The 23,148-nt window shown below is 66.7% G+C and carries 24 protein-coding genes; 16 read left to right on the top strand and 8 right to left on the bottom strand.

Annotation, left to right across the window (positions count from 1 at the left end; translation table 11 throughout):
* Window positions 1-133 precede the first annotated feature (133 nt).
* Window positions 134-640 (top strand): MarR family winged helix-turn-helix transcriptional regulator, encoded by a 507-nt coding sequence (locus A4249_RS15005; RefSeq protein WP_066554100.1) that lies wholly within the window; start codon window positions 134-136, stop codon window positions 638-640.
* On the opposite strand, the gene nth is transcribed toward A4249_RS15005, so the two are convergent.
* The gene (gene nth, locus A4249_RS15000; protein ID WP_066554098.1) at window positions 637-1,380 is read right to left on the bottom strand and encodes an endonuclease III; all 744 of its coding nucleotides are present in this window, start codon (window positions 1,378-1,380) and stop codon (window positions 637-639) included. The two genes, A4249_RS15005 and nth, sit on opposite strands and share 4 nt — an antisense overlap.
* Window positions 1,377-2,708, bottom strand: coding sequence for a flavin monoamine oxidase family protein (locus A4249_RS14995; protein WP_066554097.1), 1,332 nt, complete (start codon window positions 2,706-2,708; stop codon window positions 1,377-1,379). Before A4249_RS14995 ends, nth begins: the two co-directional genes overlap by 4 nt.
* A 121-nt stretch (window positions 2,709-2,829) precedes the next feature.
* Between A4249_RS14995 and A4249_RS14990 the strand changes: the two genes are divergently transcribed.
* The 5 genes from A4249_RS14990 (at window position 2,830) to A4249_RS14970 (ending at window position 7,427) form a co-directional block, all read left to right on the top strand.
* Complete coding sequence (locus tag A4249_RS14990; protein WP_066554095.1) at window positions 2,830-3,915, top strand: HlyD family secretion protein; 1,086 nt, start codon at window positions 2,830-2,832, stop codon at window positions 3,913-3,915.
* Window positions 3,912-5,522, top strand: a complete 1,611-nt coding sequence (locus A4249_RS14985; RefSeq protein WP_055754527.1) for a DHA2 family efflux MFS transporter permease subunit — start codon at window positions 3,912-3,914, stop codon at window positions 5,520-5,522. The genes A4249_RS14990 and A4249_RS14985 overlap by 4 nt, the downstream gene beginning before the upstream one ends.
* Window positions 5,522-6,139, top strand: coding sequence for a TetR/AcrR family transcriptional regulator (locus tag A4249_RS14980; RefSeq protein WP_066554093.1), 618 nt, complete (start codon window positions 5,522-5,524; stop codon window positions 6,137-6,139). The genes A4249_RS14985 and A4249_RS14980 overlap by 1 nt, the downstream gene beginning before the upstream one ends.
* Window positions 6,140-6,186: 47 nt before the next feature.
* Complete coding sequence (locus A4249_RS14975; protein ID WP_066554091.1) at window positions 6,187-6,960, top strand: creatininase family protein; 774 nt, start codon at window positions 6,187-6,189, stop codon at window positions 6,958-6,960.
* Between the two features lie 68 nt (window positions 6,961-7,028).
* Window positions 7,029-7,427, top strand: coding sequence for a phasin family protein (locus tag A4249_RS14970; protein ID WP_082854193.1), 399 nt, complete (start codon window positions 7,029-7,031; stop codon window positions 7,425-7,427).
* Here A4249_RS14970 and A4249_RS14965 read toward each other — a convergent pair.
* The 3 genes from A4249_RS14965 to ftsY form a co-directional block, all read right to left on the bottom strand.
* Entirely contained in the window at window positions 7,424-8,038 is a 615-nt protein-coding gene (locus A4249_RS14965; RefSeq protein WP_066554090.1) for a MarR family winged helix-turn-helix transcriptional regulator, read from the bottom strand. The genes A4249_RS14970 and A4249_RS14965 overlap by 4 nt on opposite strands.
* Before the next feature lie 98 nt (window positions 8,039-8,136).
* Window positions 8,137-8,757 carry an inner membrane-spanning protein YciB gene (locus A4249_RS14960; protein ID WP_066554088.1) on the bottom strand — a complete coding sequence of 207 codons (621 nt, stop codon included), beginning with the start codon at window positions 8,755-8,757 and terminating at the stop codon, window positions 8,137-8,139.
* Window position 8,758: 1 nt separating this feature from the next.
* Complete coding sequence (gene ftsY / locus A4249_RS14955) at window positions 8,759-9,694, bottom strand: signal recognition particle-docking protein FtsY (protein ID WP_066554085.1); 936 nt, start codon at window positions 9,692-9,694, stop codon at window positions 8,759-8,761.
* Between the two features lie 494 nt (window positions 9,695-10,188).
* Between ftsY and A4249_RS14950 the strand changes: the two genes are divergently transcribed.
* From A4249_RS14950 to A4249_RS14930, 5 genes are all read left to right on the top strand, one after another.
* A complete protein-coding gene (locus A4249_RS14950; RefSeq protein ID WP_055754535.1) occupies window positions 10,189-10,401 on the top strand; it encodes a ParD-like family protein in 213 nt (70 codons plus the stop codon).
* Complete coding sequence (gene map / locus A4249_RS14945; RefSeq protein ID WP_066554082.1) at window positions 10,398-11,165, top strand: type I methionyl aminopeptidase; 768 nt, start codon at window positions 10,398-10,400, stop codon at window positions 11,163-11,165. The genes A4249_RS14950 and map overlap by 4 nt, the downstream gene beginning before the upstream one ends.
* An 88-nt stretch (window positions 11,166-11,253) precedes the next feature.
* Window positions 11,254-13,293: an NAD(+) synthase gene (locus A4249_RS14940; RefSeq protein WP_066555312.1), complete on the top strand. Its 2,040-nt coding sequence runs from the start codon at window positions 11,254-11,256 to the stop codon at window positions 13,291-13,293.
* A gap of 210 nt (window positions 13,294-13,503) precedes the next feature.
* A complete protein-coding gene (locus tag A4249_RS14935; RefSeq protein WP_055754537.1) occupies window positions 13,504-13,728 on the top strand; it encodes an alkylphosphonate utilization protein in 225 nt (74 codons plus the stop codon).
* A 57-nt stretch (window positions 13,729-13,785) separates the two neighbouring features.
* Entirely contained in the window at window positions 13,786-14,907 is a 1,122-nt protein-coding gene (locus tag A4249_RS14930; RefSeq protein ID WP_066554075.1) for a CobW family GTP-binding protein, read from the top strand.
* A 61-nt stretch (window positions 14,908-14,968) separates the two neighbouring features.
* Here A4249_RS14930 and A4249_RS14925 read toward each other — a convergent pair whose 3' ends face one another.
* The 3 genes from A4249_RS14925 to A4249_RS14915 all read right to left on the bottom strand — a co-directional run bounded on the left by A4249_RS14925 (window position 14,969) and on the right by A4249_RS14915 (window position 17,803).
* Window positions 14,969-16,018, bottom strand: a complete 1,050-nt coding sequence (locus A4249_RS14925; protein ID WP_066554071.1) for a 1,9-bis(guanidino)-5-aza-nonane synthase — start codon at window positions 16,016-16,018, stop codon at window positions 14,969-14,971.
* 66 nt (window positions 16,019-16,084) lie between these two features.
* Window positions 16,085-16,531, bottom strand: a complete 447-nt coding sequence (locus A4249_RS14920) for a GNAT family N-acetyltransferase (RefSeq protein WP_066554067.1) — start codon at window positions 16,529-16,531, stop codon at window positions 16,085-16,087.
* A 6-nt stretch (window positions 16,532-16,537) separates the two neighbouring features.
* Window positions 16,538-17,803, bottom strand: coding sequence for a type III PLP-dependent enzyme (locus A4249_RS14915; protein WP_066554066.1), 1,266 nt, complete (start codon window positions 17,801-17,803; stop codon window positions 16,538-16,540).
* Between the two features lie 229 nt (window positions 17,804-18,032).
* On the opposite strand from A4249_RS14915, the gene A4249_RS14910 reads away from it, so the two are divergent.
* The 5 genes from A4249_RS14910 (at window position 18,033) to A4249_RS14890 (ending at window position 23,147) form a co-directional block, all read left to right on the top strand.
* Window positions 18,033-19,262 (top strand): DUF2254 domain-containing protein, encoded by a 1,230-nt coding sequence (locus tag A4249_RS14910; protein WP_082854192.1) that lies wholly within the window; start codon window positions 18,033-18,035, stop codon window positions 19,260-19,262.
* 106 nt (window positions 19,263-19,368) lie between these two features.
* Window positions 19,369-20,178: a phosphonate ABC transporter ATP-binding protein gene (phnC, locus tag A4249_RS14905; protein WP_055808912.1), complete on the top strand. Its 810-nt coding sequence runs from the start codon at window positions 19,369-19,371 to the stop codon at window positions 20,176-20,178.
* Window positions 20,175-21,191 carry a phosphate/phosphite/phosphonate ABC transporter substrate-binding protein gene (phnD, locus tag A4249_RS14900; protein WP_066554060.1) on the top strand — a complete coding sequence of 339 codons (1,017 nt, stop codon included), beginning with the start codon at window positions 20,175-20,177 and terminating at the stop codon, window positions 21,189-21,191. Before phnC ends, phnD begins: the two co-directional genes overlap by 4 nt.
* A complete protein-coding gene (phnE, locus tag A4249_RS14895; protein ID WP_045809538.1) occupies window positions 21,188-22,000 on the top strand; it encodes a phosphonate ABC transporter, permease protein PhnE in 813 nt (270 codons plus the stop codon). Before phnD ends, phnE begins: the two co-directional genes overlap by 4 nt.
* A gap of 79 nt (window positions 22,001-22,079) precedes the next feature.
* Entirely contained in the window at window positions 22,080-23,147 is a 1,068-nt protein-coding gene (locus A4249_RS14890) for a substrate-binding domain-containing protein (RefSeq protein WP_017506635.1), read from the top strand.
* Window position 23,148: the final 1 nt, after the last annotated feature.

The following is a 23,148-nucleotide window of genomic DNA, read 5'->3' as shown; positions in this document are numbered from 1 at the left end:
AGGTGAATCTGGGAGCTTAATGCCACCTAAGCCGTTTAAAATATTAGCGATCTTGGTTAGCACGCTAACGCTCAACCTAGACGTTTATCAGTTCGCGTTTTCGCCCTCCCCATCGAACAGACCGCCTTTTTGAATGGCGGAAGAGATCGTCTTGGCTCCGAACCAATCAAAATCAGCAGAGGTCTCGCGCGAGACTTTGCAGCTCAAAGTCGCGATGCAGGTCATGCTGACCGCACGACGATGGAAATCCTGGGTCGCGGAGAAGTTTCGTGACGCCGGCCACACCGGCGCGCCCACGCTCGTCCTCTATTATCTCGTTGACCAGCCCAAAGGCCTCACGCTGTCGGAACTGTCCAGCCGGATGGAATTGTCCGGCGCGTCGCTGACCCGGCTGGTTCAACGGCTGGAGAAGGACGGCATGGTCAGTCGGCGCCGGATGGTCGGCGACGGACGCTCCTGGTTGATCGTGATGGAGCCGGCCGGTCGCGCGGAGATGGAGGCGTTCGAAGTTCACGCCGCCGCCATGCGCCAACGGGTGTTCGAGGGCGTGTCCGAAGACGACTTGGCTGCCGCGCTCAGGGTGCTGGACGCCGTGGCGGCCAGACTGGCGGCCGGTCCGGACGCGCCCGCCCGCCCCTAGGCCGTCTCACCCAGCGCCATCAGGCCTGCCCGCGATGGGCACAGGTCGGCGATGATGCAGGACAGGCATTTCGGCTTGCGCGCCGTGCAGGTGTAGCGGCCATGCAGGATCAGCCAGTGGTGCGCCTTGGGCAGCCAGTCCTCCGGCACGACCTTGAACAACTGGGCCTCGACCTTGTCCGGCGTGCCTGCATTGGCCAAGCCCAGCCGGTGCGAGACGCGAAAGACGTGGGTGTCCACGGCGATGGCCGCTTCGATCCCCAGTTCGTTCAGAACCACCGAGGCCGTCTTTCGCCCCACGCCGGGCAGGGCCTGAAGATCGGCGCGGTTCAGGGGGACCTCGCCCCCATGCTGGTCCAGCACGATGCGGCTCAGCGCGATGACGTTCCTTGCCTTGCCGCGATACAGGCCAATGGAGGCGATGTAGGGGATCAGCCCCTCCTCACCCAGGGCCAGCATCTTCTCCGGCGTGTCCGCGACCTTGAACAGCCGCTCGGTCGCCTTGTTGACCGAGACGTCCGTCGCCTGGGCCGACAGGGCGACGGCGACGACCAGGGTGAAGGGATTGGAGAAATCCAGCTCGGTCTTGGGCTCCGGCATGACGCCGGACAGGCGTTTGAAGATCGCCTCGACACGGTCCTCATCGGGCGGCCAACGCAGCACGGGGATAGCCGCCCCGGTCATCACGGCCGGGCGTTTGGCAGGCTTGGCGGCGGGCTTTCTGGCCTTTGCGGGCTTCATGCCTCGCTGTCGTCCCGGGGGCGACGCGGGTCAAGACCCAGGCCCTTGAGCGCTTGGGCCGTCAGGGCGGCGTCGGCGGCGCGCTCGCCCTCCATCCAGGCGCCGTGGGCCGTGCCGTAATAGACCGGCGCGGTCGCCTCGCCGGCCAGGAAAATGCGGTCCTCGACCGACGTGCGCAGCTTGGCGCGGTCCGCCGCATGGCCCGGCAAGGCGTGGGAATAGGCGCCGCGCGACCAGGGATCGACCCCCCAGCCGCTGACTGCGACCGCTTCCAGCCGGCGGCGCATGTCCGATCCCAAGGCCGCGACCAGTTCGGACACGGCGAAGTCGAACAGGGCGGCCGATCCCTGCGCCTCCAGCCCCCAGGCCAGGTCGGCGCCGAAATAGGCCTCGATCATCGGCCGCCCGAAGGGCCGCAGGTGATAGCCGCCGGTCTCGGCCGTATCGGTGCGGGTCCACAACTGGGTGTCGGGCTGGAAATCGCCGGCGCCGCGCACGGTCATATGCACCTTGGACGCCAGGCCCAGCGGCACGCCCGCCGTCGCCTCGAGCAGGACCGGAACTGGTGGATCGATGCGGATCACCTCGCCGGCGATCAGGCTGTTGGGCACGGTCAGGATGACGATCCGCGCGGTCAACTCGCCGCGAATGGTCTCCAGCCGCAGCACCGGTCCGGAACGGTCGATGCGGCTGACGGCGCAGTCCGTGACCGTGATGGACGAAACAGCCTCGCCCAACCGCGCGATCAGGCGGCCATAGCCCTCGCGCACCCGCCAGTTCACGCCGGTGTCGCCATAGGCGTCGTAATCGAGGCTGGACACCTCGGCGAACCGTGCGCCGTTCAGGGCGCCGGAGATGGCGTCCATGCGCGGGTTCCAGCGACAGTCGGGATCGAAGAAGTCCGACGCCGGGCGATCCTCACCCGCACCCGCCCGGACGAGGGCCGCCGCCTCGGTCACCCGCTGGTCGAAGGCGGCGAAGGCCTCGCCGAACTCGGCCTGATCCGCGCGGGTCATCTCGTGATCAAAGGCCTGGGTGCGCCAGGGCGGCGGCGTCTGGTCCAGCGTCAGCCCCTCGGCCTCGACCCGTCCGGCCAGCACATTGTCGTCGGCGGAATGCAGCCAGCCGCACCCCATGTCCAACCGTTCGCCCTCGGCCCGAACCGTCCAGGCGCGCCCGCCGATCCGGTCGCGAGCCTCCAGCACCAGAACCGACAGGCCGGGCCGCAGCAAACGGCGCGCTGCGGCGATGCCGGCGGCGCCTGCGCCGATCACCACGACATCGACCTGTGACGGCAGCGGCTGGGAGGCGGAGACGCGGGCGTTCATGGCGTCAGGACATACACGAAAACCGGTCGTGATCGGCGCCGTCCCTATCGCCTATTGATTTTTGGACGGCGGGGTCCATTTTAGCGCCGCTTCAAAACGCCGCACCTCCCCCGGATTTTCCATGTCGCCTGAACTCAAGAAACGCATGCCGCTATTCGCGGCCGCCCTCGTCGGCCTGGCCCTGATCGTGGGCGGCATCGTCTGGTGGGTGAACGGCCAGCGTTGGGAGAGCACCGACAACGCCTTCGTCCAGGCGGACACAACCCTGGTCAGCCCGCAACTGTCCGGTCGGGTCACCGAGGTTTTGGTGGGCGACAACCAGCGGGTCGCGGCAGGCCAGATCCTGGTCAAGCTGGACGATTCCGACCAGAAGGCCCAACTGGCACAGGCCGAGGCCAATCTGGCCGCCGCCATCGCCGCCGTCGGCCATGTCGACGCCCAGGCCGAGCAGGAACAGGCCACCATCGCCGCCCGAGCCGCCTCCGTCGCCCAGGCCAACGCCCAGGCCGGCCTGGCCCGCGCCGAGGTCGATCGTTACGGCAAGCTGGCCGAACAGGGCTGGGTCTCGCAACAGCGCATCCAGACCGAGCGCGCCTCGGCCGCCACCGCCGCCGCCAGCGTCCAGCAGGCCCAGGCCGCCCTGGTCGCCGAACAACGCACCGCCGGCGTGCTGGGCTCGACCCGCCAGCAGAGCGTCGCCGCTGTAGAACAGGCCCGCGCCGTCGTCGATCAGGCTCGCATCGCGCTGGAGCGCACCGTCATCCGCGCTCCGGTCGCCGGCGTCGTCGGCGCCCGCAGCGTGCGGCCCGGCCAGTATGTCAACGCCGGCACGCAACTGCTGTCGGTCGTGCCCCTGACCAACACCTACATCGTCGCCAACTTCAAAGAGACGCAGCTGGACAAGGTGCGCCTGGGTCAGAGCGTCGAGATTTCCGCCGATGCCTTCCCCGGCCGCAAGATCGAGGGCCGCGTGGACAGCTTCGCCCCCGCCACCGGGTCCGAGTTCGCCCTGATCCCGGTCGAGAACGCCACGGGCAACTTCACCAAGATCACTCAGCGCGTGCCCGTGCGCATCGTCGTCAGCGGCGCAGACCGAAGCCTGGCCCTGCGTCCCGGCCTGTCGGTGGACGTCAAGATCGACCTGAAGAGCCAGGGCGGCCAGAGCTTTGCCGAAGCCGCCACGACGACCGGAGCCGCAGGCCAGTGACCGCCGCCAACCCCGCCGCAGATGGCGGGGCCCCTGTCGCGCAAAAGGGTCCCGTCGCCGGCCATCCCGAAATCAACTGGACCATGCTGTTGCTGGGCTTCGCCGGCATGGTGGTGGGCCAGTTCATGGCCATTCTGGACATCCAGATCGTCGCCGCTTCCCTGCCCCAGATCCAGGCGGGGGTCGGCGCCTCGGCTGACGAGATCAGCTGGATCCAGACCGCCTATTTGATCCCCGAGGTGGTGATGATCCCTCTGTCGGGCTTCCTGTCGCGGCTGTGGGGGACGCAGCGGCTGTTTCTGGTCTCCTGCGCCGGTTTCGTGCTGATGAGCATCGCCACAGGTCTGTCGTCGTCGATCGACATGATGATCCTGTTCCGGGCCATCCAAGGCTTCGTGGGCGGGGCCATGATCCCGACCGTCTTCGCCGTCGCCTTCACCGCCTTCCCACCCGACAAGCGCGTCACCGCCAGCGTGGTCATGGGCCTGATCGTCACCCTGGCGCCAACCGTCGGTCCCACGCTGGGCGGGCACCTGACGGAGTGGCTGAGCTGGCGCTGGCTGTTCTTCATCAACGTGGGGCCGGGGCTGCTGGTGCTGTTCCTGGTCGGGCGGTACGGCAACTTCGACAAGGGCGACCCATCGCTGGCCAAGGGCTTCGACTGGTGGGGCCTGGGCCTGATGGCCGCCTTTCTGATGTCGATGCAGTTCGTGCTGGAAGAGGGCGCCAAGAACGACTGGTTCGACGACACCCACATCCTGTTGCTGACCGTCGTGGCGGCAGTCGCCGGACCGATCTTCATCTGGCGGTCCCTGACCTATCGCCAGCCGATCGTTGAGTTGCGCGCCTTTGGCAATCGCAACTTCCTGGTCGGTTTCATCATGACCTTCATCGTCGGTTTCGCCCTGTTCGGCGGCACCTTCCTGCTGCCGCTCTTCCTGGGCCGCGTGCTTGGTTATTCGTCGTCAGAGGTCGGCACCACCATGGTCGTGTCGGGCCTGGCCATGTTCGCCACCGGCCCCTTTGCTGGACGACTGGTGCGCAAGCTGGATGCGCGGGTGCTGATGTTCGGCGGCTTCATGCTGTGCGCCTGGGGCATGTGGGAGGCGCGCGTCGTCACCGATGACTGGGGCTTCTGGAACTTCGCCTCGGTCCAGGCTTTCCGCGGCGTCGGCGTTATGCTGGCCATGATCGCGTCCCAGCAGGTGACGATGGCGACCCTGCCGCCGCACATGGTCAAGAACGCCTCGGGGCTGGTGAACCTGTCGCGCAACGTCGGCGGGGCCTTCGGCCTGGCGATCCTGAACACCAGCCTGACGTCCAACACCGCCCTGCACATGAGCGAACTGACCAGCGCCATCGGTCAGGGCGACCAGGCGATGCGCAACATGATGGCCGGCATGGCCCAGCGGTTCGCCGGCTCCATCGATCCGGCCGCCTCGGCGATGAAGGCCATCTATGGGATGTTGCAGAAGCAGGCGACGACGATGGCGTTCGGCGACGCCTTCGCCCTGCTGGCCATCCTGTGCGCAGGCGCGGCCTTCGTCACGCTGGCCGCCCAGCCGGTGAAGGCCCAGGCTGGCGCACCGCCCTCGGACGTCCACTGATGGCGCGCCGTCGCGGACAGGTCGACGAACGAAAGAGCGAGGCGATCCTGGACGCCGCCGCGACCCTGTTCGCCGACAAGGGGCTGCAGGCCAAGATGGACGAGATCGCCAAACTGGCCGGCGTCTCCAAACAGACGGTCTATAACCGCTTCGCCTCCAAGCTGGAGATCGCCCAGGCCCTGGCGTCAAAGCGCGTCGAGGATATCGTCGCCCCCCTGCGCGGCGCCGGCGATCCGCAGACGGTGCTGGAGGCCCTGGCCCTGACGCTGCTGAACCGGGTGTGCAGCGGCGACAAGGTCGGCTCGATGCGCGGGGTCGCCCTGGTCTCGGTCGAAGCGCCTGACATCGCCCACGCCATCTATGAGGCCGGCCCGCGTCGCAGCCTGCGCGAACTGGGCGCCTGGCTGGCGGAACAGACGCGGTTGGGCCGGATGAACGTCGCCGATCCGGAAGAGGCGGCCGAGATGTTCGCCGGCCTCGTGCTGGGCCACGGCCATCTGCGCGCCATGCTGGACGTGCCGCAGCTGGAGGCTGACAAGCGCGCAGGCCGCGCCAGAGAGGCCGCCCGCATCTTCATGGCCGCCCATCCGCCCGCTACGGCCGCCAAGACTTCCTGAGCCCGGCGCGCTACAGTCGTCCCACCCTGTCGCTTGAGACCGCCTTCATGCTGATCCACCTGTCCTCCTGGCCCGAAATCGACGCCCGACTGAACGACGGCGGTCCGCTGTCCAGGACGGTGGTCGTGCCCATAGGCTCCAACGAGCAGCACGGACCGACAGGGCTTCTGGGCACCGACTGGCTGTGCCCGGAGATCATCGCCCACGCGGCCGAGAAGACCGACGCCAACCTGATGGTGGCCCCGACCTTTAACATCGGCATGGCCCAGCATCACCTGGCCTTCGCCGGCACCATCAGCTTGCGCCCCTCGACCTTCATGGCCGCGATCACGGACTGGGTGTCGTCCCTGAGCTGTCACGGGTTCGAGCGGATTTACTTCCTGAACGGTCACGGCGGGAACGTCGCGACCATCGAGACGACGATCTCGGAAATCTACGCCGAGTGGAGCTTCGTCGAGGACAGCCCGCCCTTCATCCTGAAGCTGAAGAACTGGTGGGACCTGCCCGGCGTCAATGGCCTGTGCAACCGCCTGTTCCCGACCGGTCACGGCATGCACGCCACCCCGTCCGAGATCGCGGTCACGCAAGCCGCCTATCCCGAGCGGATCAAGACCGCCGACTACAGCCCGCAGATCGCGCCAAACGGGCCGATCCGCGACGCACTGGACTATCGCGCCCGCTTCCCCGACGGCCGGATCGGCTCGGACCCGGCCCAGGCCAGCCCCGAGAAGGGCCAGCAGATCATCGACGCGGCGGTCCCCGCCCTGCTCGCCGACATCACAGCCTTCGCCGCAGAGACCCAACCGGGAGCGTCGCTCTGACCCGCAGGACGCCCACAGCCGCCAGCGCCGCCGTCGTCGGCGCCGAGATCCTGGCCGCCTCGGCCGAGGTGATCGCGGCCCGCACCGGGCTGATGGCGCAGGGCCTGACCAGCGCCAAGGGGCAGGACTTCAAGGAGCTGTCGCTGATGAGCTCCGAGAAGACCGAGGCGATGTCCGCCTCCGCCGACGCCATGGCCGCCAGCGCCGGGGCCATCGGTCAGCGGCTTGGGCGTGTGGCGATGGACGAGGGCGCCCATGCCCTGCGGGCGGCGGCGGCTGTGGCCCAGGCCCGCACCCCGGCCAAGGCGGCCGAGGCCCAGTTCAGCTATGCCATGGGCTGGTGGAGCCGGGCGGCGGCCCAGGCCATGACCCTGAACGGCGAACTGCTGAAGGCCCAGGCCGAGGCGCTGGCCCCGATCCACAAGACGGCGACCGCCAACGCCAAACGGCTGCGCAAGACGCGCTAGGCCGGCTCCACCAGCTTCAGCTTGGGCTTCTTGACCTTGGCGGGCTTGGCGGGACGGTCGGCCTTTCTGGCGGCCTTCTCGGCCTTGCGGGCTTCCTTCTCGACCGCCTTCAACGCCTTCTTAGCGGCTTTGGCCTCGGCCTTGGCGGCGTCGGGAGCGGCGTCGGCGGCGGCGGCCAGATCGGCCAGTTGATTGAGGAAGGTCTCGCGCTGGCCCTTGGGCAGCAGGGCCATGATCCGCTTGTCGGCGGCCTCAACCAGCGGACGGGCGGCCTCCAACCGGGCCGCGCCTTCAGCCGACAAACGCACCGCCTTGGCGCGGGCGTCCAAGGTCGAGCGTTCCCGCTCCAGAAGGCCCTTGCTGGTCATGCGCGTGACCAGATCCGCCAGGGTCGAGCGGTCGATGCCGGTCATGCGGACCAGTTCGGTCTGGGTCAGGCCGGCCTTGAGCGAGACAGCCTCCAGCACTGCGAACTGGCGCTGGGTCAGGCCGTCGGCGCCGGTCTCCTCGGCATAGATGTCGAGCGCGAGTTGCAGGGCGCGGTGCATCAGATGGCTGGGCGAGGTGGCCAGGGGGCCGACCTTCCTTGCCGCTTTTCCCGCCTTCACCATCGCGCCGCTCCCCTGAAGTTTCGTCCGAACACGTATCAGCTCTGCTTTACGATTTGACGGGGAAAGCGCGTCGGTTCCGTGACAGTTCCGCTTGGCGTCTAGAGCCCGGTATCGGGCGAGACGGGGGCCGGCTCGTCGTCCTTGATCAGGTGCTTCATGATGAAGAAGACCTGCCAGACGCCGAACACGGCCGAGGCGATCCACAGGCCGCCCCGGAAGGCGACCCACGCATCATCCGACTGGGTGCGCCAGACGATCTCGTTGATTATGCAGACGGCCGCGAAATACAGGCCGTAACGCAGGGTCAGGCCGCGCCAGCCCGCGTCGGTGATGCGGATCGCCTCGCCCAGCAGATATTTGAACGGATAGCGGTTCAGCGGCAGCGATCCCAACAGCACGACCGCCAGCAGGCCGTTCTGGATCGACAGTTTGATCTTCAACAGGTTCGGATCGTGGAAGACGATGGTCAGAACGCCGAAGATCAGGGCGAAGCCGCCGGTCAGCAGCGGCAGAGGCGCCAGACGACGCTCGACCACATAGCCGACGATCAGGGCGATCAGCGAGGCGCCGACCAGGACCCACGTCGCCTGAACCAGGGCTTCCTGCCCGTCCAGACCGCGCGCGAACCGGTTGATCGCATAGGCGGCCATGAAGGCCACGAGGGCGCCGAAATCGACGGCCTGGCGGATGTTGGAAGCCTTTTTCGGCGTCTCGGTCATGTCAGTCTTCCAGTCCCACCAGCGAGCGGGAGAAGGCGCGGGCGTCGAACGGTTGCAGGTCCTCGACCCCTTCGCCGACGCCGATCAGCATCAGGGGGGCGTCGGACGCCTGGGCCACCGGCACCAACACGCCGCCGCGCGCCGTGCCGTCCAGCTTGGTCATGACCACGCCGGTCACGAAGGCGGTGCGGCCGAAGATCTGTTCCTGAGCCAAGGCGTTGCGGCCCACCGTCGCGTCCAGCACCAGCAGGGTGTCGTGCGGCGCCTCTGGATCGACCTTCTTCAGTACGCGGACGATCTTGAGCAGCTCGTCCATCAGGGCGGACTTGTTCTGAAGCCGGCCGGCGGTGTCGATCAGGACGACGTCGTAGCCTTCGGCCCGCGCCTTGGTATAGGCGTCGAAGGCCAGGCCCGCGGCATCGGCGCCGTCGCGACGGCTTTCGAAGTCGGCGCCGGCGCGCTCGGCCCAAACTTTCAGCTGTTCACGGGCGGCGGCGCGGAAGGTGTCGCCGGCGACGATCATCACCTTGGCGCCCTTGCCCGTCAGATCGGCGGCGATCTTGCCCAGGGTCGTGGTCTTGCCCGATCCGTTCACGCCGACGAACAGGACGACATAGGGTTTGGGGCCGGACAGGGGGTCGAAGGTCGCCTGGCGCGGCGACAGTTCGGCGGCGACCGCCTCGGCCAGGGCCTCCTTGACCTCGCGCTCGGGCGCGTCCTTGCCGAACTTCAGCCCGCGAAAGCGTTCGACGATCCGGGCCGAGGCGGCCGGGCCGAGGTCGCTCTCAAGAAGATGCTCCTCCAGCTGTTCCAGCGACGCCTCGGACAGAGGCTCCTTGACGAAGGTGGCGACGACCTGATCGGTCATCTGTTTGGAGGAGCGCGAGAGCCCAGCGGACAGGCGCTGGAACCAGCCCTTTTTCGGCGTGTCGGTCATGGGATGGCTTTAGCGGGGGCGAAGGCGAACGTCATCCGCATTCGCGAACGGCGCGTGGGCGGTTTCAGACGGCGAGCGGGAAAAACACCGTCTAATTCGTCTAATTCGTCTGAAATCGGGGGCTCCTCGTCAGCGTGAGTGCGGTCGCGAGGACTATAGGCGTGGTGGAAACAGGGGATGGTGGACGGCGTCAAGAAATCGGTAGTCCGTTGAAATCATTGATTTCAGACCAGCGTCATTGCGATGGCTATCATCATTTTTTCGTCATCCTCCGGCAAGCCGCTTGCGGCGCAGACCGGTGGACCCAGCGGCGCCGAAGGCGATGCGTCGGCTAGGCGAATGCTTGAAGCATGGCGTGTGCGACAGGTTCGCGCTCACGCGCGCCGCTGGGTCCCCCGGTCGCTTCGCGCCGGAGGATGACGAAAGGGGCTCTTGCCTCCCATCTCTGCGCAAAATATACATTGCGCATACGTTTCATATATCTCGAGACCGTTATGGGCATCGTCAACATAGAGGACGAACTGCACGAGCAGCTGCGTCGAGCCGCGAAGGCGTCCTATCGCTCCATCAACGCCCAGGCGGCGTTCTGGATCAGGATCGGCATGTTGTGCGAGACGCATCCGGGCGTGACGTTCCAGGAACTGGTGGCGCGCGAGTTGCGGGCGGCGGGCGTCGATGCGTCCGTCCCGACGGGCGCCGCCGCATGATCAAGACGCCGGCCGAGATTGCGCTGATGGCCGAAGCGGGGCGACGGCTGGCCTCGGTCTTCACCCATTTGGACGCGATGACCCTGGAGGGGTTGAGCACGCTGGAAATCGACCGACGGGTCGAGGGCTTCATCGTCGACGAGCTAAAGGCGCGGCCGGCCAGCAAGGGTCAGTATGGCTATGGCTTCGTGCTCAACAGCTCGATCAACCAGGTCGTCTGCCACGGCGTGCCCTTGGCGGACGACATCCTGAAGAGCGGCGACATTGTCAACCTGGACATCACCCTGGAGAAGGACGGCTTCATCGCCGATTCCTCCAAGACCTATCTTATCGGCTCGGTGGGACCGCAGGCCCGGCGGCTGGTGCGCACCACATATGAGGCCCTGTGGAAGGGCATTCAGGCGGTGCGCCCAGGCGCGAAACTGGGCGACATCGGCTTCGCCATCGAAAAATACGCCAGGAAGGCCGGCTATTCGGTGGTGCGCGACTATTGCGGGCACGGCATCGGGCGCGAGATGCATGAAGAGCCGCAGGTGCTGCATTTCGGCAAGGCCGGGACCGGCGTAACCCTGCGCGAAGGCATGACCTTCACCATCGAACCGATGCTGAACCAGGGCGTGCGCACGGTCCTGACCGAGGACGACGGCTGGACCGTGGTCACCTCCGATGGAAAACTGTCGGCCCAGTTCGAACATACGGTGGCGGTGACGAAGGACGGTGTGCGGGTCCTGACCCTGAGACCGGACGAGAAGCGGGGCGCATAGGCGCGCGAAGGAGAGATTCCGTCCCTTCATCATTCGCGCCTATATGAAGGCCGACGACCGGCGCGGGCCGGGTGATGCGGACGATCCGATGGCTGATGCTCTGTTCCATTCTCCCAAGACCCACGGCTTCGTGCGCGTGGCGGCGGCGACGCCGGTCAGCCATCCGGGCGACCCCAGGGCGAACGGGCAAGAGCACGTCGCGCTGATCCGTCAGGCGGGCGAACAGGGCGTGGACCTGATGGTGTTTCCCGAGCTGTCGCTGTCGGCCTACGCCATCGACGATCTGCATATGCAGGCGGCGCTGCTGGACGAGGTTGAGCGACAGATCGCCGTAGTGGCCGCAGCGACGGCCGAGGCGGATGTCGTGGCGGTGGTCGGGGCGCCGATCCGCAACGGCGACGCCCTGTATAATTGCGCGGTGGTGATCGGGTCCGGCGAGGTTCTGGGCGTCGTGCCCAAGACCTATCTGCCCAACTACCGGGAATATTACGAGAAACGCTGGTTTGCGCCGGCGACGGCGCGCGCGGAAGACGTGCTCCGGCTGAACGGCGAGACGGTGGATTTTGCGTCGGGCCTGTTGTTCGAGGCCGTCAATCGGCCGGGCTTCGTCTTCTCGGTCGAGATCTGTGAGGACTATTGGGCGCCGCTGCCGCCCTCGACGCGGGCCGCATTGGCGGGCGCGCGGATCCTGCTGAACCTGTCGGCGTCCAACATCGTCATCGGCAAGGCGGACGAGCGGGCGATGCTGAGCGCCAGCCATTCGGCCCGCACCCTGTCGGCCTATGTCTTCGCCGCCTCGGGCTGGGGCGAGAGCACCACCGACCTGGCGTGGGACGGTCAGGCGACCATCCACGAACTGGGGTCGAAACTAGCCGAGGGCGAGCGGTTCGCCTTGGACAGCCATCTGACCATCGCCGACGTGGACGTGGACCGGATCGGGCTGGATCGTCTGCGCAACGGCACCTTCGCCGAATGCGCGAGAAACGAAGGCGAGCCGGCGGCGGTCGTGCCCTTCATGGCGCGCCAGGACCATGAGGCCAGCGAGCTGATCCGGCCTCTGGACCGGTTCCCCTTCGTGCCCGACGACGCCGGGCGGCTGGATCAGGACTGCTACGAGGCGTTCAACATCCAGGTCCAAGGGCTGATGCGCCGCATGACGGCGACAGGCGCGAAGTCGCTGGTGATCGGCGTGTCGGGCGGGCTGGATTCGACCCAGGCCCTGCTGGTGGCCTGTCGCGCCTTCGACCGGCTGGATCTGCCGAGAACGGACATACTGGCGTTCACCATGCCGGCGTTCGCGACCTCGGATGCGACGAAGTCCAATGCCTGGGCGCTGATGACCGCGCTGGGCGTGACGGGCGCAGAGATCGACATCCGCCCTGCCGCCGAACAGATGTTCAAGGACATCGGCCACCCCTATGCCGAGGGTCAGCCGGTGCATGACATCACCTTCGAGAACGTGCAGGCGGGCCTGCGGACCGACTATCTATTCCGGCTGGCGAACCAGCACAGGGCCTTCGTGCTGGGGACCGGGGATCTGTCGGAACTGGCGCTGGGTTGGGCCACATACGGCGTCGGCGACCATATGAGCCACTACAACGTCAACGGCGGGGTGGCGAAGACGTTGATCCGTCACCTGATCCGCTGGGTGGCGGCGGGCGACCTGATTGGCGCGGGCGCGCGCGACACGCTGCACGCCATCCTGGACACCGAGATTTCGCCCGAGCTGGTGCCGGCCAAGGATGGGGTGATCCAGTCGACGGAAGGGACCGTCGGCCCCTATGCATTGAACGACTTCTTCCTGTTCTACATCAGCCGGTTCGGGATGACGCCGTCCAAGGTCGCCTTCCTGGCGCATCAGGCCTGGGGCGATGCGGGCTCAGGGCATTGGCCGGCGAACACACCGGACGACGAAAAGGTCGAATACGACTTGGCCAGCATCAAAGGCTGGCTGCGGAAGTTCCTGATCCGCTTCTTCCAGACCGCCCAGTTCAAGCGCTCGGCCCTGCCGAACGGGCCCAAGGTGGTCACCGGCGGATCGCTGTCGCCGCGCGGCGACTGGCGTGCGCCGTCGGACGGCAATGCGAGGGTGTGGCTGGACGAACTGGACGCGAACGTGCCGGACTAAACCGTCTCCTCCCCATTTCATGGGGAGGTGGCGCGGCGCTCTTGCGCCGTGACGGAGGGGCTGTGTCCGCATCGCAAGCCTTAGTGGGACCTCAAAGAGCCCCTCCACCGCTTCGCGGTCCCCCTCCCCGCAAAGCGGGGAGGGGACGATGCGTGAATTCCCATAGGTTGAGTGTGGATATTCGCCGAACCAGTCGCTAGAAGCTTGGCCATGACCGACGACGTGACCAAAGATTCCAACGGCAACATCCTGGCCGACGGCGACAGCGTGACCCTGATCAAGGATCTGAAGGTCAAGGGATCGGGCGGGGTGACGCTGAAGCGCGGGACCTTGGTCAAGAACATCCGCCTGACCGGCGACACGGACGAGATCGAGGCCAACGTCGAGAAGGTGCGCGGCCTGGTCCTGCGCACCGAGTTCGTGAAGAAGGCCTAAGCCCCCTTTTCATCGGCCCCCTTTTCAAGCGCCGGTGCAGCCGCCATCTAGCGGCCTATGACCGACACCCTCGCCGCCCCCGCCTCGACCGCTTCCGCCAACAGCAAGATCCCCGTCACCGTCCTGACCGGCTATCTCGGCGCGGGCAAGACGACGCTGCTGAACCGGATCCTGACCGAGGATCACGGCAAGCGCTACGCCGTCATCGTCAACGAGTTCGGCGAGATCGGCATCGACAACGACCTGGTGGTCGGCGCCGACGAGGACGTGTTCGAAATGAACAACGGCTGCGTCTGCTGCACCGTGCGCGGCGACCTGATCCGTGTGGTCGCCGGCCTGATGAAGCGCCAACGTCCCGGCAAGCCCGCCTTCGACGCCATCATCGTAGAGACGACGGGTCTGGCCGACCCCGGTCCGGTGGCCCAGACCTTCTTCGTGGACGAGGACGTCAAGGCCAAGACGCAGTTGGACAGCGTCACGACCCTGGTCGACGCCAAACATGTGATGGCGCGCCTGGACGACTCCAAAGAGGCGCGCGAGCAGGTGGCCTTCGCCGACCGCATCATCCTGAACAAGGTCGATCTGGCGACGGCTGACGAACTGGACGCGGTCGAGGCGCGTCTGCGGGCGCTGAACCCGCTGGCGCCCATCGTGCGGGCCGAGCGCTCGAACGTGCCGCTGGATCAGGTGCTGGGCCTGCACGCCTTCGACCTGGAGCGAATCCTGGAGGTCAAGCCGGACTTCGTGAATCCGCCGCACGGCGCGGACGGCCATGTGCATGACGAGGCCTGCGGTCACGACCATCACGATCATGACCATGATCACGGGCACGATCATCACGATCACGACCATTCACACGGCGCGCGAGGCCACGCCCACCAGGACGACATCAAGGGCATCTCCCTGTCGCTGGATCGGCCGCTGGACGGGGCGAAATTCACCGCCTGGCTGGACCGGCTGCTGGGCGAGCAGGGTCAGAACATCCTGCGCGCCAAGGGCATCATCGACGTGAAGGGCGAGAACCGACGCCTGGTCTTCCAGGCCGTGCACATGATCCTGGAAGGCGACCTACAACGCGAATGGGGCGCCGCCGAACGCCGCTGGAGCCGCGCCGTCTTCATCGGCCGCGATCTGGACGAAGCCGCGCTGAAGGCCGGCTTCGAGGCCTGCGCCGCCTGATCTCAAACGTGGACTGACAGACAAAAGGCCGGCGGAGCGGTCCACCGGCCTTTTTCTTTGTTCAGCCCTTCTCGAACAACCTGTTCCAGCGGCGCTTGTCGCGGGCCTTCCAGGCGCCGCGGTGGTAGGCGTCGGAGCCGATCAGGGGGACGACCGTGGTGGCCTCGGCGAAAACCATCTGTTCGTGGGTGGTCTGGACCTTGCCCCAGGAGGCGGCCTCTTTCAGCGTCGATGACGAACAGGCGCCGTCGCGGACGTCGGCGACGGTGATCTGGACCGCATAGCGGTGCATCTCGGCCTCGACGCCGAGGATTTCGGCGCAGACGACGGTGTCCTGGGCGAAGTTCTTGGGCACGCCGCCGCCGACCATGAACAGGCCGGTGACGCCCGCCGCGATCTTGATGTCGGTCAGTTCGCGGAAGTCGGCAATGGCGTCCAGCATCAGATAGGGCTGACCGGCGGCCGCGCGTTCCTTCTGGTGCTTGACCAGACCGAAGCCGGCGGACGAGTCGACGAAGGCCGGGCAGAAGATCGGCACGCCCTCTTCATAGGCGGTCTGGATCAGCGAGCCGGGCTTTTTGGCATTGCCCTCGCTCAGCCACTTACCCATCTCCCAGATGAACTCGCGGCTGGAATAGCCGCGCGGCTCCAACCGGTTGGCGATCTCCAGGATGGTGTGATCGCAGGCCTGGAGTTCTTCCTCATCGATATAGGTGTCGTAGATCCGGTCGATGTAGTTGTCGCGCAGGACGTTGTCGTCCACCTCGCCGGCCGCCTGATAGTGTTTGAAGCCCAGGGCCTCGAAGAAATCCATGTCGACGATCGAGGCGCCGGTGGCGACCACGGCGTCCACCATGCCGACCTTCACCATATCGCGGTACACATGCATGCAGCCGCCGGCCGAGGTCGAACCGGCCAGGATCAGCCAGGGCGAGCAGTCCTTGTCCTCGATGGCCATCGAGAAGATGTCGGCGGCGCGGGCGGTGTCGCGCGACGAGAAGGACATCTTGCGCATCGAGTCGATGATCGGGCGGGCGTCGAACGACGTGATATCCACGTGCTCGACGACATTCTGCAGCAGCTGAGCCTTCTGGTTCGTGGTCGCGGTCATGGCGGAGGAATCCTTGATCGAAAACGATCCGTCGTTAGGCCGGACGGCGTGGACGGCTGAGACGTTCTACAGGGCGAGATTGTAGTGTTGGAAGTCCGTGCTCGGCACCCAACCCATATGTTCGTAGATCGCCCGGGCCGAGGTGTTGGTGTTTTCCGTGCTCAAGGTCAAACGCGCCGCGCCGACCTGCCTGCCGTGGCTTGCGGCCATGTCCAGCAAGGCTCTGCCGGCCCCCGTCCCTCGTGCGGAAGGCGCGACGAAAAGATCGTTCAGGATCAGGATCGACCGCATGGCGGCAGACGAGAAACTGGGAAACATCTGCACGAAGCCGACCGCCGCAGTCCCTTCGAAGGCCAGGAAAACGACCGACTGTTCTCGCTCGATCCGCTCAAGCAGGAAGGCGCGGGCGTCGTCCGGGGCGGACGGCCGGCGATAAAACTGGCGATAAGCGTCGAACAAGGGGACGAGGGCGTCGATATGCTCGACGCCCGCCTTTTGAACGATAATGGCCAAGGCGTCCTACTTCCGGCGCGACTTGCGCTGACCGGCCTTACCCTTGGGGCGTGAAAGGCGCACGACCTTGCGGGCGTTCTCTTCCGCCGTGGTGCGCACGGTGGGGATGGAACGCGGGGCCAGGCCGTAGAGCGAGGCCATCGGAGCGTCCTCGACTGCGGCGATGTCGTGTTCGCCATAGCCGTTGAAGCCCGTCGACATGGCCACGCCGTAAGCGCCCAGCATGCCGATCTCGATGAAGTCGCCTTCGCGCACATCGACCGGCAGCCAGAAGGGCCCCGGCATGTGGTCGATGGAATCGCAGGTCGGGCCGTAGAACTGGAAGGCCTTCAGCTCGCCCGCGCTTTCGCCGTCCCGCACCAGCTTGGTCGGGAAGGGCCAGCGCGAGTGGGTCGCGTCGAACAACGAGCCGTAGGAGCCGTCGTTCAGATAAAGGGCGTCGCCCTTGCGCAGATCGACGCGGGCCAGGATCGACGAGCTTTCGGCGACCAGCGCCCGGCCGGGCTCGCACCACAGCTCGGTCGTTTCCGACACCGGCATCTCGTTGAAGCCGCGATGGATGGCGTCGGCGTATTCGCTCATGTCCGGCGGGACCATGCCCGGATAGACGGACGGGAAGCCGCCGCCGACATCGACGATATCGACGATCACGCCCGCACGGCTGATCGACCGGCCGACCTGGGCCATGGCGGCCTGATAGGCGGTCGGGCGCATGCACTGGCTGCCGACGTGGAAGGAGACGCCCATCAGGCCGTCCTTGACCGCCTGGCGCGTCGCCATCAGCAGGGCCGGCGCCTGATCCGACGACACGCCGAACTTGCCCGACAGCGTATAGGCGGCGCCGTCGGCCGAGACGGCCATGCGCACGATCAGGTTCAGGTCGTCCGCGCCGCCGGTGGCGTCGAGGATCTTGTTCAGCTCGTCGATGCAGTCGAGCGAGAAGGTGCGCACGCCGTGATCGAAGTAGGCCTTGGTGATCGCAGACCGGCTCTTGACCGGATGCATGAAGGCCAGGCGCACGTCATGGCTGACCGAGCGCACCAGCTCGATCTCGGCGATGGACGCCACGTCGAAGCCGCGAACGCCGGCCTCGATCAGGGTTTCGACGACCCAGCGCGAAGGGTTGGCCTTCACAGCGTAGAAGACGTCGGCCTTTAGATTATCCTGGAACCAGCGCGCCGCTACGGAAACCGAACGCGGCCGCACGAGGGCGACGGGGCGTTCAGGGGACCGCTCACGGACCAGGTCCAGGGGAAGCTGATACGTGCGCAATTCACGTAACCCCCTGCTAATTGTTAAACCCAGACCGGCGTTAGCGGCGCAGACAGGACCTACGGGGTCCGCCGGAGAGCGCGATATGGGGACGCGCGACTGTCATGTAAAGAGGTTTTTTCGTGGCGGGGCCTAGGTTTGACTGTCACAAATCCGCTCTGCGCCCTCCACGACACGATCCGACGGCAACCTTGACCGTTCTGCGCCGTTGCGATGGTCGGAGGGTTTGATGAATCGTTGGCTGTTCTTTTGGCGCAAGATGCGGCGTCAGCTGTGGGTGCGCGCCACGGCCTACGCCGCCGCCGGGGTCGCCGCAGCCCTGCTGGCCGCAGCCCTGGCCCCCTGGGTGCCGAAGGAGGTGGCCGCGCGTCTGGGCGGTCAGTCCGTGGAATCCATCCTGACGATCCTGGCGTCCAGCCTGCTGGGCGTGGCCACCTTTTCGGTCGGCGCCATGGTCACGGCCTATACGTCGGTATCCTCGGCGGCCAGTCCGCGCGTCGCGGCCCTGGTGACCAGCGATGACGAGACCCAGAAGTCGCTGGCGACCTTCGTCGGGGCCTTCCTCTACGCCATCGTCGCCGTCACCGCGATCAATGCCCACTACTACGGTCAGAACGGTCGGGCGATCCTGTTCCTGATCAGCTTGGCCATGGTGGGTCTGGTGGCGTTTCGCCTCCTGGCCTGGATCAACCGTCTGTCCAGCCTGGCGCGGGTCGGTCACATGATCGATCTGGTCGAGGCCCGGGCGCGCGAGGCGCTGGAACAGCGGCGCGACAATCCTTTTCTGGGCGGGCGCGGGGGCCATCTGCAAAACGGCGCGGACGTGACGGCGCCGGAAACCGGCTACGTCCAGAACGTCGATCCCGATCGCCTGCAGGCCATGGCCGAAAAGCGGGATTGCCATGTGGAGGTGGTCGCTGCGCCGGGCGCCTTCGTGCGACGCGGCGAGGTCCTCGCCCGGGTCAGCCTGCCGGCCTGCGACAAAGAGGCCCAGGACGCCTTCTGCTCCGCCTTCGCGATCGGAGACTCGCGCTCCTATGATCAAGACCCCCGCTTTGGCCTGATCGTTCTGGGCGAGATCGCCGCCAAGGCCCTGTCGCCTGGTATCAACGATCCCGGAACGGCCATTCAGGTGGTGTCGACCGGCGTGAGGTTGATGGACATCTGGGCCCGAGACGGCGCGGAAGACGATAAGCGGACCCTGCGCGATCGCCTGATGATGCCGGGCGTCTCCGAAGACGATCTGCTCGACGATCTGTTCGGCCCGATCGCCCGTTATGGGGCCGGCGACGTTGCGGTCGCCATCAGACTGCAAAAAGGGTTGAGGGCGCTGGCCTCGATTCCCTGTCTGGCCGCGCCGGTCCGGATGATCGCCGATCAGGCGCTGGAGCGATCGCGGGCCGCTTTGCCGATTCCGGCGGACTACGCCCGGGTGAAGGGTGCGGCGGAAGGCTCCTGAACGGCTCGGGTCTGGACGAGATTGCGCCCGACGTGCGATTAGGACTTGCCCGAGCGCGATTTCAGCTTATTGCGGCGCCCCTTCGCCATAGCCTCCTAGCGAGTTCATGAGTTCATCCGCAGCCGCCGCCGCCCCTGGGCTAGTCCTGGCGCGTGACGTGTCGAAGACCTTCGGATCGCGAAAGGCGCTGGACGGCGTCTCGATTTCCGTGGCCTCCGGCGAAATGGTCGCCCTGATCGGTCCGTCCGGTTCGGGCAAGTCCACCCTGCTCCGCTCCATCACCGGTCTGCAGTCGATCGACGCCGGCGCCGGCACGATCCAGGTGTTCGGCGAGACCGTGCAGAAGGACGGCCGGGTCACCGGCGCCGTGCGCAAGGCGCGCGGCAAGCTGGGCATGATCTTCCAGCAGTTCAATCTGGTCGGGCGACTGAGCCTGTTCTCCAACGTCATGCTGGGCGCGCTGGGCCGTCTGCCCGGATGGAAGGGCCTGCTAGGCCTGTGGCCCCAGGCGGACAAGGACAAGGCCATGGCGGCCCTGCACCGCGTCGGCGTCAGCGACTACGCCGCCCAGCGCGCCAACACCCTGTCCGGCGGCCAACAGCAGCGCGGCGCCATCGCCCGCGCCATCGTACAGGGCGCCAAGGCCATTCTGGCCGATGAACCCGTCGCCTCGCTGGACCCGGTGTCCGCCCGCAAGGTGATGGAACTGCTGGTCGAGCTGAACAAGCGCGACGGCATGGGGGTGATCGTCACCCTGCACCAGGTCGACTACGCCATCCGCTACTGCGACCGCGTCATCGCCCTGCAAGGCGGCAAGATCGTCTATGACGGCCCGTCCACGGCGCTGGACCAAAAGCGCCTGATCGAAATCTACGGTCCCGAGTTCGAGGACGCGTTCTGGGAGACCAAGGCATGAGCCTGTCGCGCATTTCCCCCACCCGCCGTCTAATCGCTGCGGCCGGCGCCGCCGTCATGATCCTGGGCCTGGCGGCTTGCGGCGGCGGCGAGGACAAGAAGGCTGCGGGGGGCGCGCCCAGCGAGATCACCTTCTCGATCCTGTCCGCCGAAGGCCAGGCCTCGGCCGGCCCGCTGTGGCAGCCGCTGCTGGACGACATGTCCAAGGCCATCGGCGTGCCGGTGAAGCCCTATTTCGGTTCGAACTACACAGTCCTGGTCGAGGCCATGCGCGGCAACCACACCCAGGTGGGTTGGTTCTCGGCCAAGCCTGAGGTCGAGGCCATCGATCGCGCCAAGGCCGAGGTCATCGCCCGCACCGTCAACCGCGAGGGTCTGGACAGCTATCAGTCCACCCTGATCGTCAAGAAGGGATCGGGCATCACGCTCGATCAGGTCATGGCGTGCGGCAAGAAGTACAACTTCGGCATCGGCGACGCCCAGTCGACGTCGGGCACCCTGGCCCCGCTGACCTTCCTGTTCAATCCGCGCGGCGTGGTCCCCAGCCAGTGCTTCAAGACCGTGCGCTCGGCCAATCACCAGGCCAACGCCTTCGGCGTGGCGACCGGCGTGATCGACGTGGCGACCTCCAACAGCGTGAACACCATCTTCATGCGCAAGGAGAACCCGCAGCTGGCCGGCCAGATCGAGGAAATCTGGACCTCGCCGCCGATCCCCGAGAGCGGCATCGTCGTGCGCGAGGACCTGGATCCGGCGGTGAAGGAAAAAATCCGCGGCTTCTTCCTGACCTATGGCCAGGGCGAAGGCGCCGAGGCCGAGCGGCAGCGCAAGGTTCTGGCGGACCTGGAATATTCCCGCTTCACCGCCGCCGACGACAGCTATCTGGACCCGATCCGCGAAATGATCGCCGACCAGAAACTGGGCGAGGCCCGCGCCAAGGGCGATACGGCCGCCGCCGCCGCCGCCGAGCGCGAGCTTCAACGCCTGCGCAGCCTGCGTGAGGTCCGGCCTTGACCGCAGTCGCGTCTCCCGCCGTCGCGATTCCGGCGGCCCCCAAGAAGTCCGCCCTCGCCTGGGTCGCCGACGTCCTGGTCTGGGGCGGCGTCGCCGCCGTCCTGCTGTACAGCATTGACGCCGTCGATCTGGGCAACATCTCGCGTCTGTTCGCCGGCAACGACAGCACCCAGCTGTTCGTCCACGACCTGCTGCGTCCCGACTTCAGCGACTGGAAGATGTTCGTCGCCAAGATGTGGGAGACGGTGCAGATCGCCCTGTGGGGCACCTTCCTGGCCGTGATTCTGGGTATCCCGCTGGGTCTGGCGGCGGCGCGCAACATCGCGCCCGTCTGGGTCGTGACGCCGGTGCGCTGGATCATGAACCTGCTGCGTTCTGTGCCGGATTTGGTGATCGGCCTGCTATTCGTCACCGCCGTGGGCCTGGGGCCTCTGGCGGGCGTCCTGGCCATCACCCTGAATACGGCCGGGGTTCTGGCCAAGCTGTTCTCGGAAGCGGTCGAGTCGATCGACAAGGGTCCGGTCGAGGGCGTGCGCGCCACCGGCGCCGGCAAGCTGCACGAGATCGTCTGGGGCGTCCTGCCTCAGGTCGCGCCGCTGTGGACCTCGTTCGCCCTGTACCGCTTTGAATCCAACAGCCGGTCCGCGACCGTGCTGGGTCTGATCGGCGCGGGCGGCATCGGCCAGGTGCTGTTCGACAGCATGAACGCCTTCGATTTCCGCGCCGTCTCAGCCATCGTGATCGTCGTCGTGGTCGCCGTGACCCTGATCGACACCCTGTCGCAGGTGATGCGCCGCCGCCTGCTGTAGCGGCGGCGGTCCCCTTCGCGGGACTGTCATAATCCTCTGCTCTAAGCATCGCGAAATCGATGCTCAGGGAGAGCCTTGGATGATCCGCACACTGAAACTGGCGGCTTCGGCCGCCGCCCTTCTGGCCCTGGCGGCCTGTGGCGACAACGGCGGGGGCGGCTCCGCCTCCGGCGCGCGCTCCGGCATCTGGGCGGCCGGTTCGTCGACCGTCTTCCCCTTCGCCACGCGGGTCGCCGAGACCTTCGCGCGTGGTTCGGGCGGCGCGGCGCCGCGCGTCGAATCGCTGGGCACCGGCGGCGGCATCCAGGCCTTCTGCCAGGGCGTCGGCCCGACCACCCCGGACATCGCCAACGCCTCGCGTCAGATGAAGCAGTCCGAGTTCGACCTGTGCGCCAAGAACGGCGTCACCGACATCGTCGAGATCAAGATCGGCTTCGACGGCATCGTCATCGCCACGGCCCGTAACGGCAACGGCTTCAACTTCGAACTGAATGACCTCTACGAAGGCTTGGCCAAGGAAGTGCCGGGCGCCAACGGTCAGTTCGTCGCCAATCCGGCCAAGACCTGGAACCAGGTCAACGCCGGCCTGCCGAACCAGCGCATCCAAGTCTATGGCCCGCCGCCCACCTCGGGCACGCGCGATGCCTTCCTGGAGCTGGGCATGACGCCGGGCGCCAAGCTGGTGCCGGCGGTCAAGGCGATCGAAGGCGACAAGGACCGGTTCGAAGCCATCGCCCACACCCTGCGCGAGGACGGCGCCTGGATCGATTCCGGCGAGAACGACAACGCCATCGTCCAGACCCTGACCCGCACGCCAGGCTCGCTGGGGGTGTTCGGCTATTCGTTCCTGGAGCAGAACCTGGATACGGTGAAGGCCGAGACCATCGACGGCGTCGCCCCGACCGCTGACACCATCGCCAGCGGTGAATACCCGCTGTCGCGCAGCCTCTACATCTATGTGAAGAAGGCCCATATCGGCGTCATTCCGGGCCTGCAGCAGTTCGTGCAGGAGTTCCTGTCGGAAGGCGCCGCCGGCAAGGGCGGCTATCTGGCCGACCGCGGCTTGATCCCGCTGCCGGAAGACCAACTGCTTGCTCAGCGCGCGACCATCGCCGCCATGACCCCGATGGCCCGCCCCGCCAAATAAG

It is taken from the genome of Brevundimonas sp. GW460-12-10-14-LB2, from assembly GCF_001636925.1.
GTDB classification, from domain to species: domain Bacteria; phylum Pseudomonadota; class Alphaproteobacteria; order Caulobacterales; family Caulobacteraceae; genus Brevundimonas; species Brevundimonas vesicularis.
The sequence above is the reverse complement of the archived record's forward strand: the minus strand, read 5'-3'. Positions and strand labels throughout refer to the sequence as shown.

Coding starts and splice junctions, on each gene's coding strand:
- map (WP_066554082.1), top strand. CDS start 10,398: ATGATCAAGACGCCGGCCGAGATTGCGCTGATGGCCGAAGCGGGGCGA.
- A4249_RS14925 (WP_066554071.1), bottom strand. CDS start 16,018: ATGACCGCGACCACGAACCAGAAGGCTCAGCTGCTGCAGAATGTCGTC.
- A4249_RS14990 (WP_066554095.1), top strand. CDS start 2,830: ATGTCGCCTGAACTCAAGAAACGCATGCCGCTATTCGCGGCCGCCCTC.
- ftsY (WP_066554085.1), bottom strand. CDS start 9,694: ATGACCGACACGCCGAAAAAGGGCTGGTTCCAGCGCCTGTCCGCTGGG.
- A4249_RS14995 (WP_066554097.1), bottom strand. CDS start 2,708: ATGAACGCCCGCGTCTCCGCCTCCCAGCCGCTGCCGTCACAGGTCGAT.
- phnD (WP_066554060.1), top strand. CDS start 20,175: ATGAGCCTGTCGCGCATTTCCCCCACCCGCCGTCTAATCGCTGCGGCC.
- A4249_RS15005 (WP_066554100.1), top strand. CDS start 134: ATGGCGGAAGAGATCGTCTTGGCTCCGAACCAATCAAAATCAGCAGAG.
- nth (WP_066554098.1), bottom strand. CDS start 1,380: ATGAAGCCCGCAAAGGCCAGAAAGCCCGCCGCCAAGCCTGCCAAACGC.
- A4249_RS14910 (WP_082854192.1), top strand. CDS start 18,033: ATGAATCGTTGGCTGTTCTTTTGGCGCAAGATGCGGCGTCAGCTGTGG.
- A4249_RS14980 (WP_066554093.1), top strand. CDS start 5,522: ATGGCGCGCCGTCGCGGACAGGTCGACGAACGAAAGAGCGAGGCGATC.
- A4249_RS14965 (WP_066554090.1), bottom strand. CDS start 8,038: ATGGTGAAGGCGGGAAAAGCGGCAAGGAAGGTCGGCCCCCTGGCCACC.
- A4249_RS14890 (WP_017506635.1), top strand. CDS start 22,080: ATGATCCGCACACTGAAACTGGCGGCTTCGGCCGCCGCCCTTCTGGCC.
- A4249_RS14940 (WP_066555312.1), top strand. CDS start 11,254: ATGGCTGATGCTCTGTTCCATTCTCCCAAGACCCACGGCTTCGTGCGC.
- A4249_RS14950 (WP_055754535.1), top strand. CDS start 10,189: ATGGGCATCGTCAACATAGAGGACGAACTGCACGAGCAGCTGCGTCGA.
- A4249_RS14930 (WP_066554075.1), top strand. CDS start 13,786: ATGACCGACACCCTCGCCGCCCCCGCCTCGACCGCTTCCGCCAACAGC.
- phnC (WP_055808912.1), top strand. CDS start 19,369: ATGAGTTCATCCGCAGCCGCCGCCGCCCCTGGGCTAGTCCTGGCGCGT.
- A4249_RS14960 (WP_066554088.1), bottom strand. CDS start 8,757: ATGACCGAGACGCCGAAAAAGGCTTCCAACATCCGCCAGGCCGTCGAT.
- A4249_RS14975 (WP_066554091.1), top strand. CDS start 6,187: ATGCTGATCCACCTGTCCTCCTGGCCCGAAATCGACGCCCGACTGAAC.
- A4249_RS14935 (WP_055754537.1), top strand. CDS start 13,504: ATGACCGACGACGTGACCAAAGATTCCAACGGCAACATCCTGGCCGAC.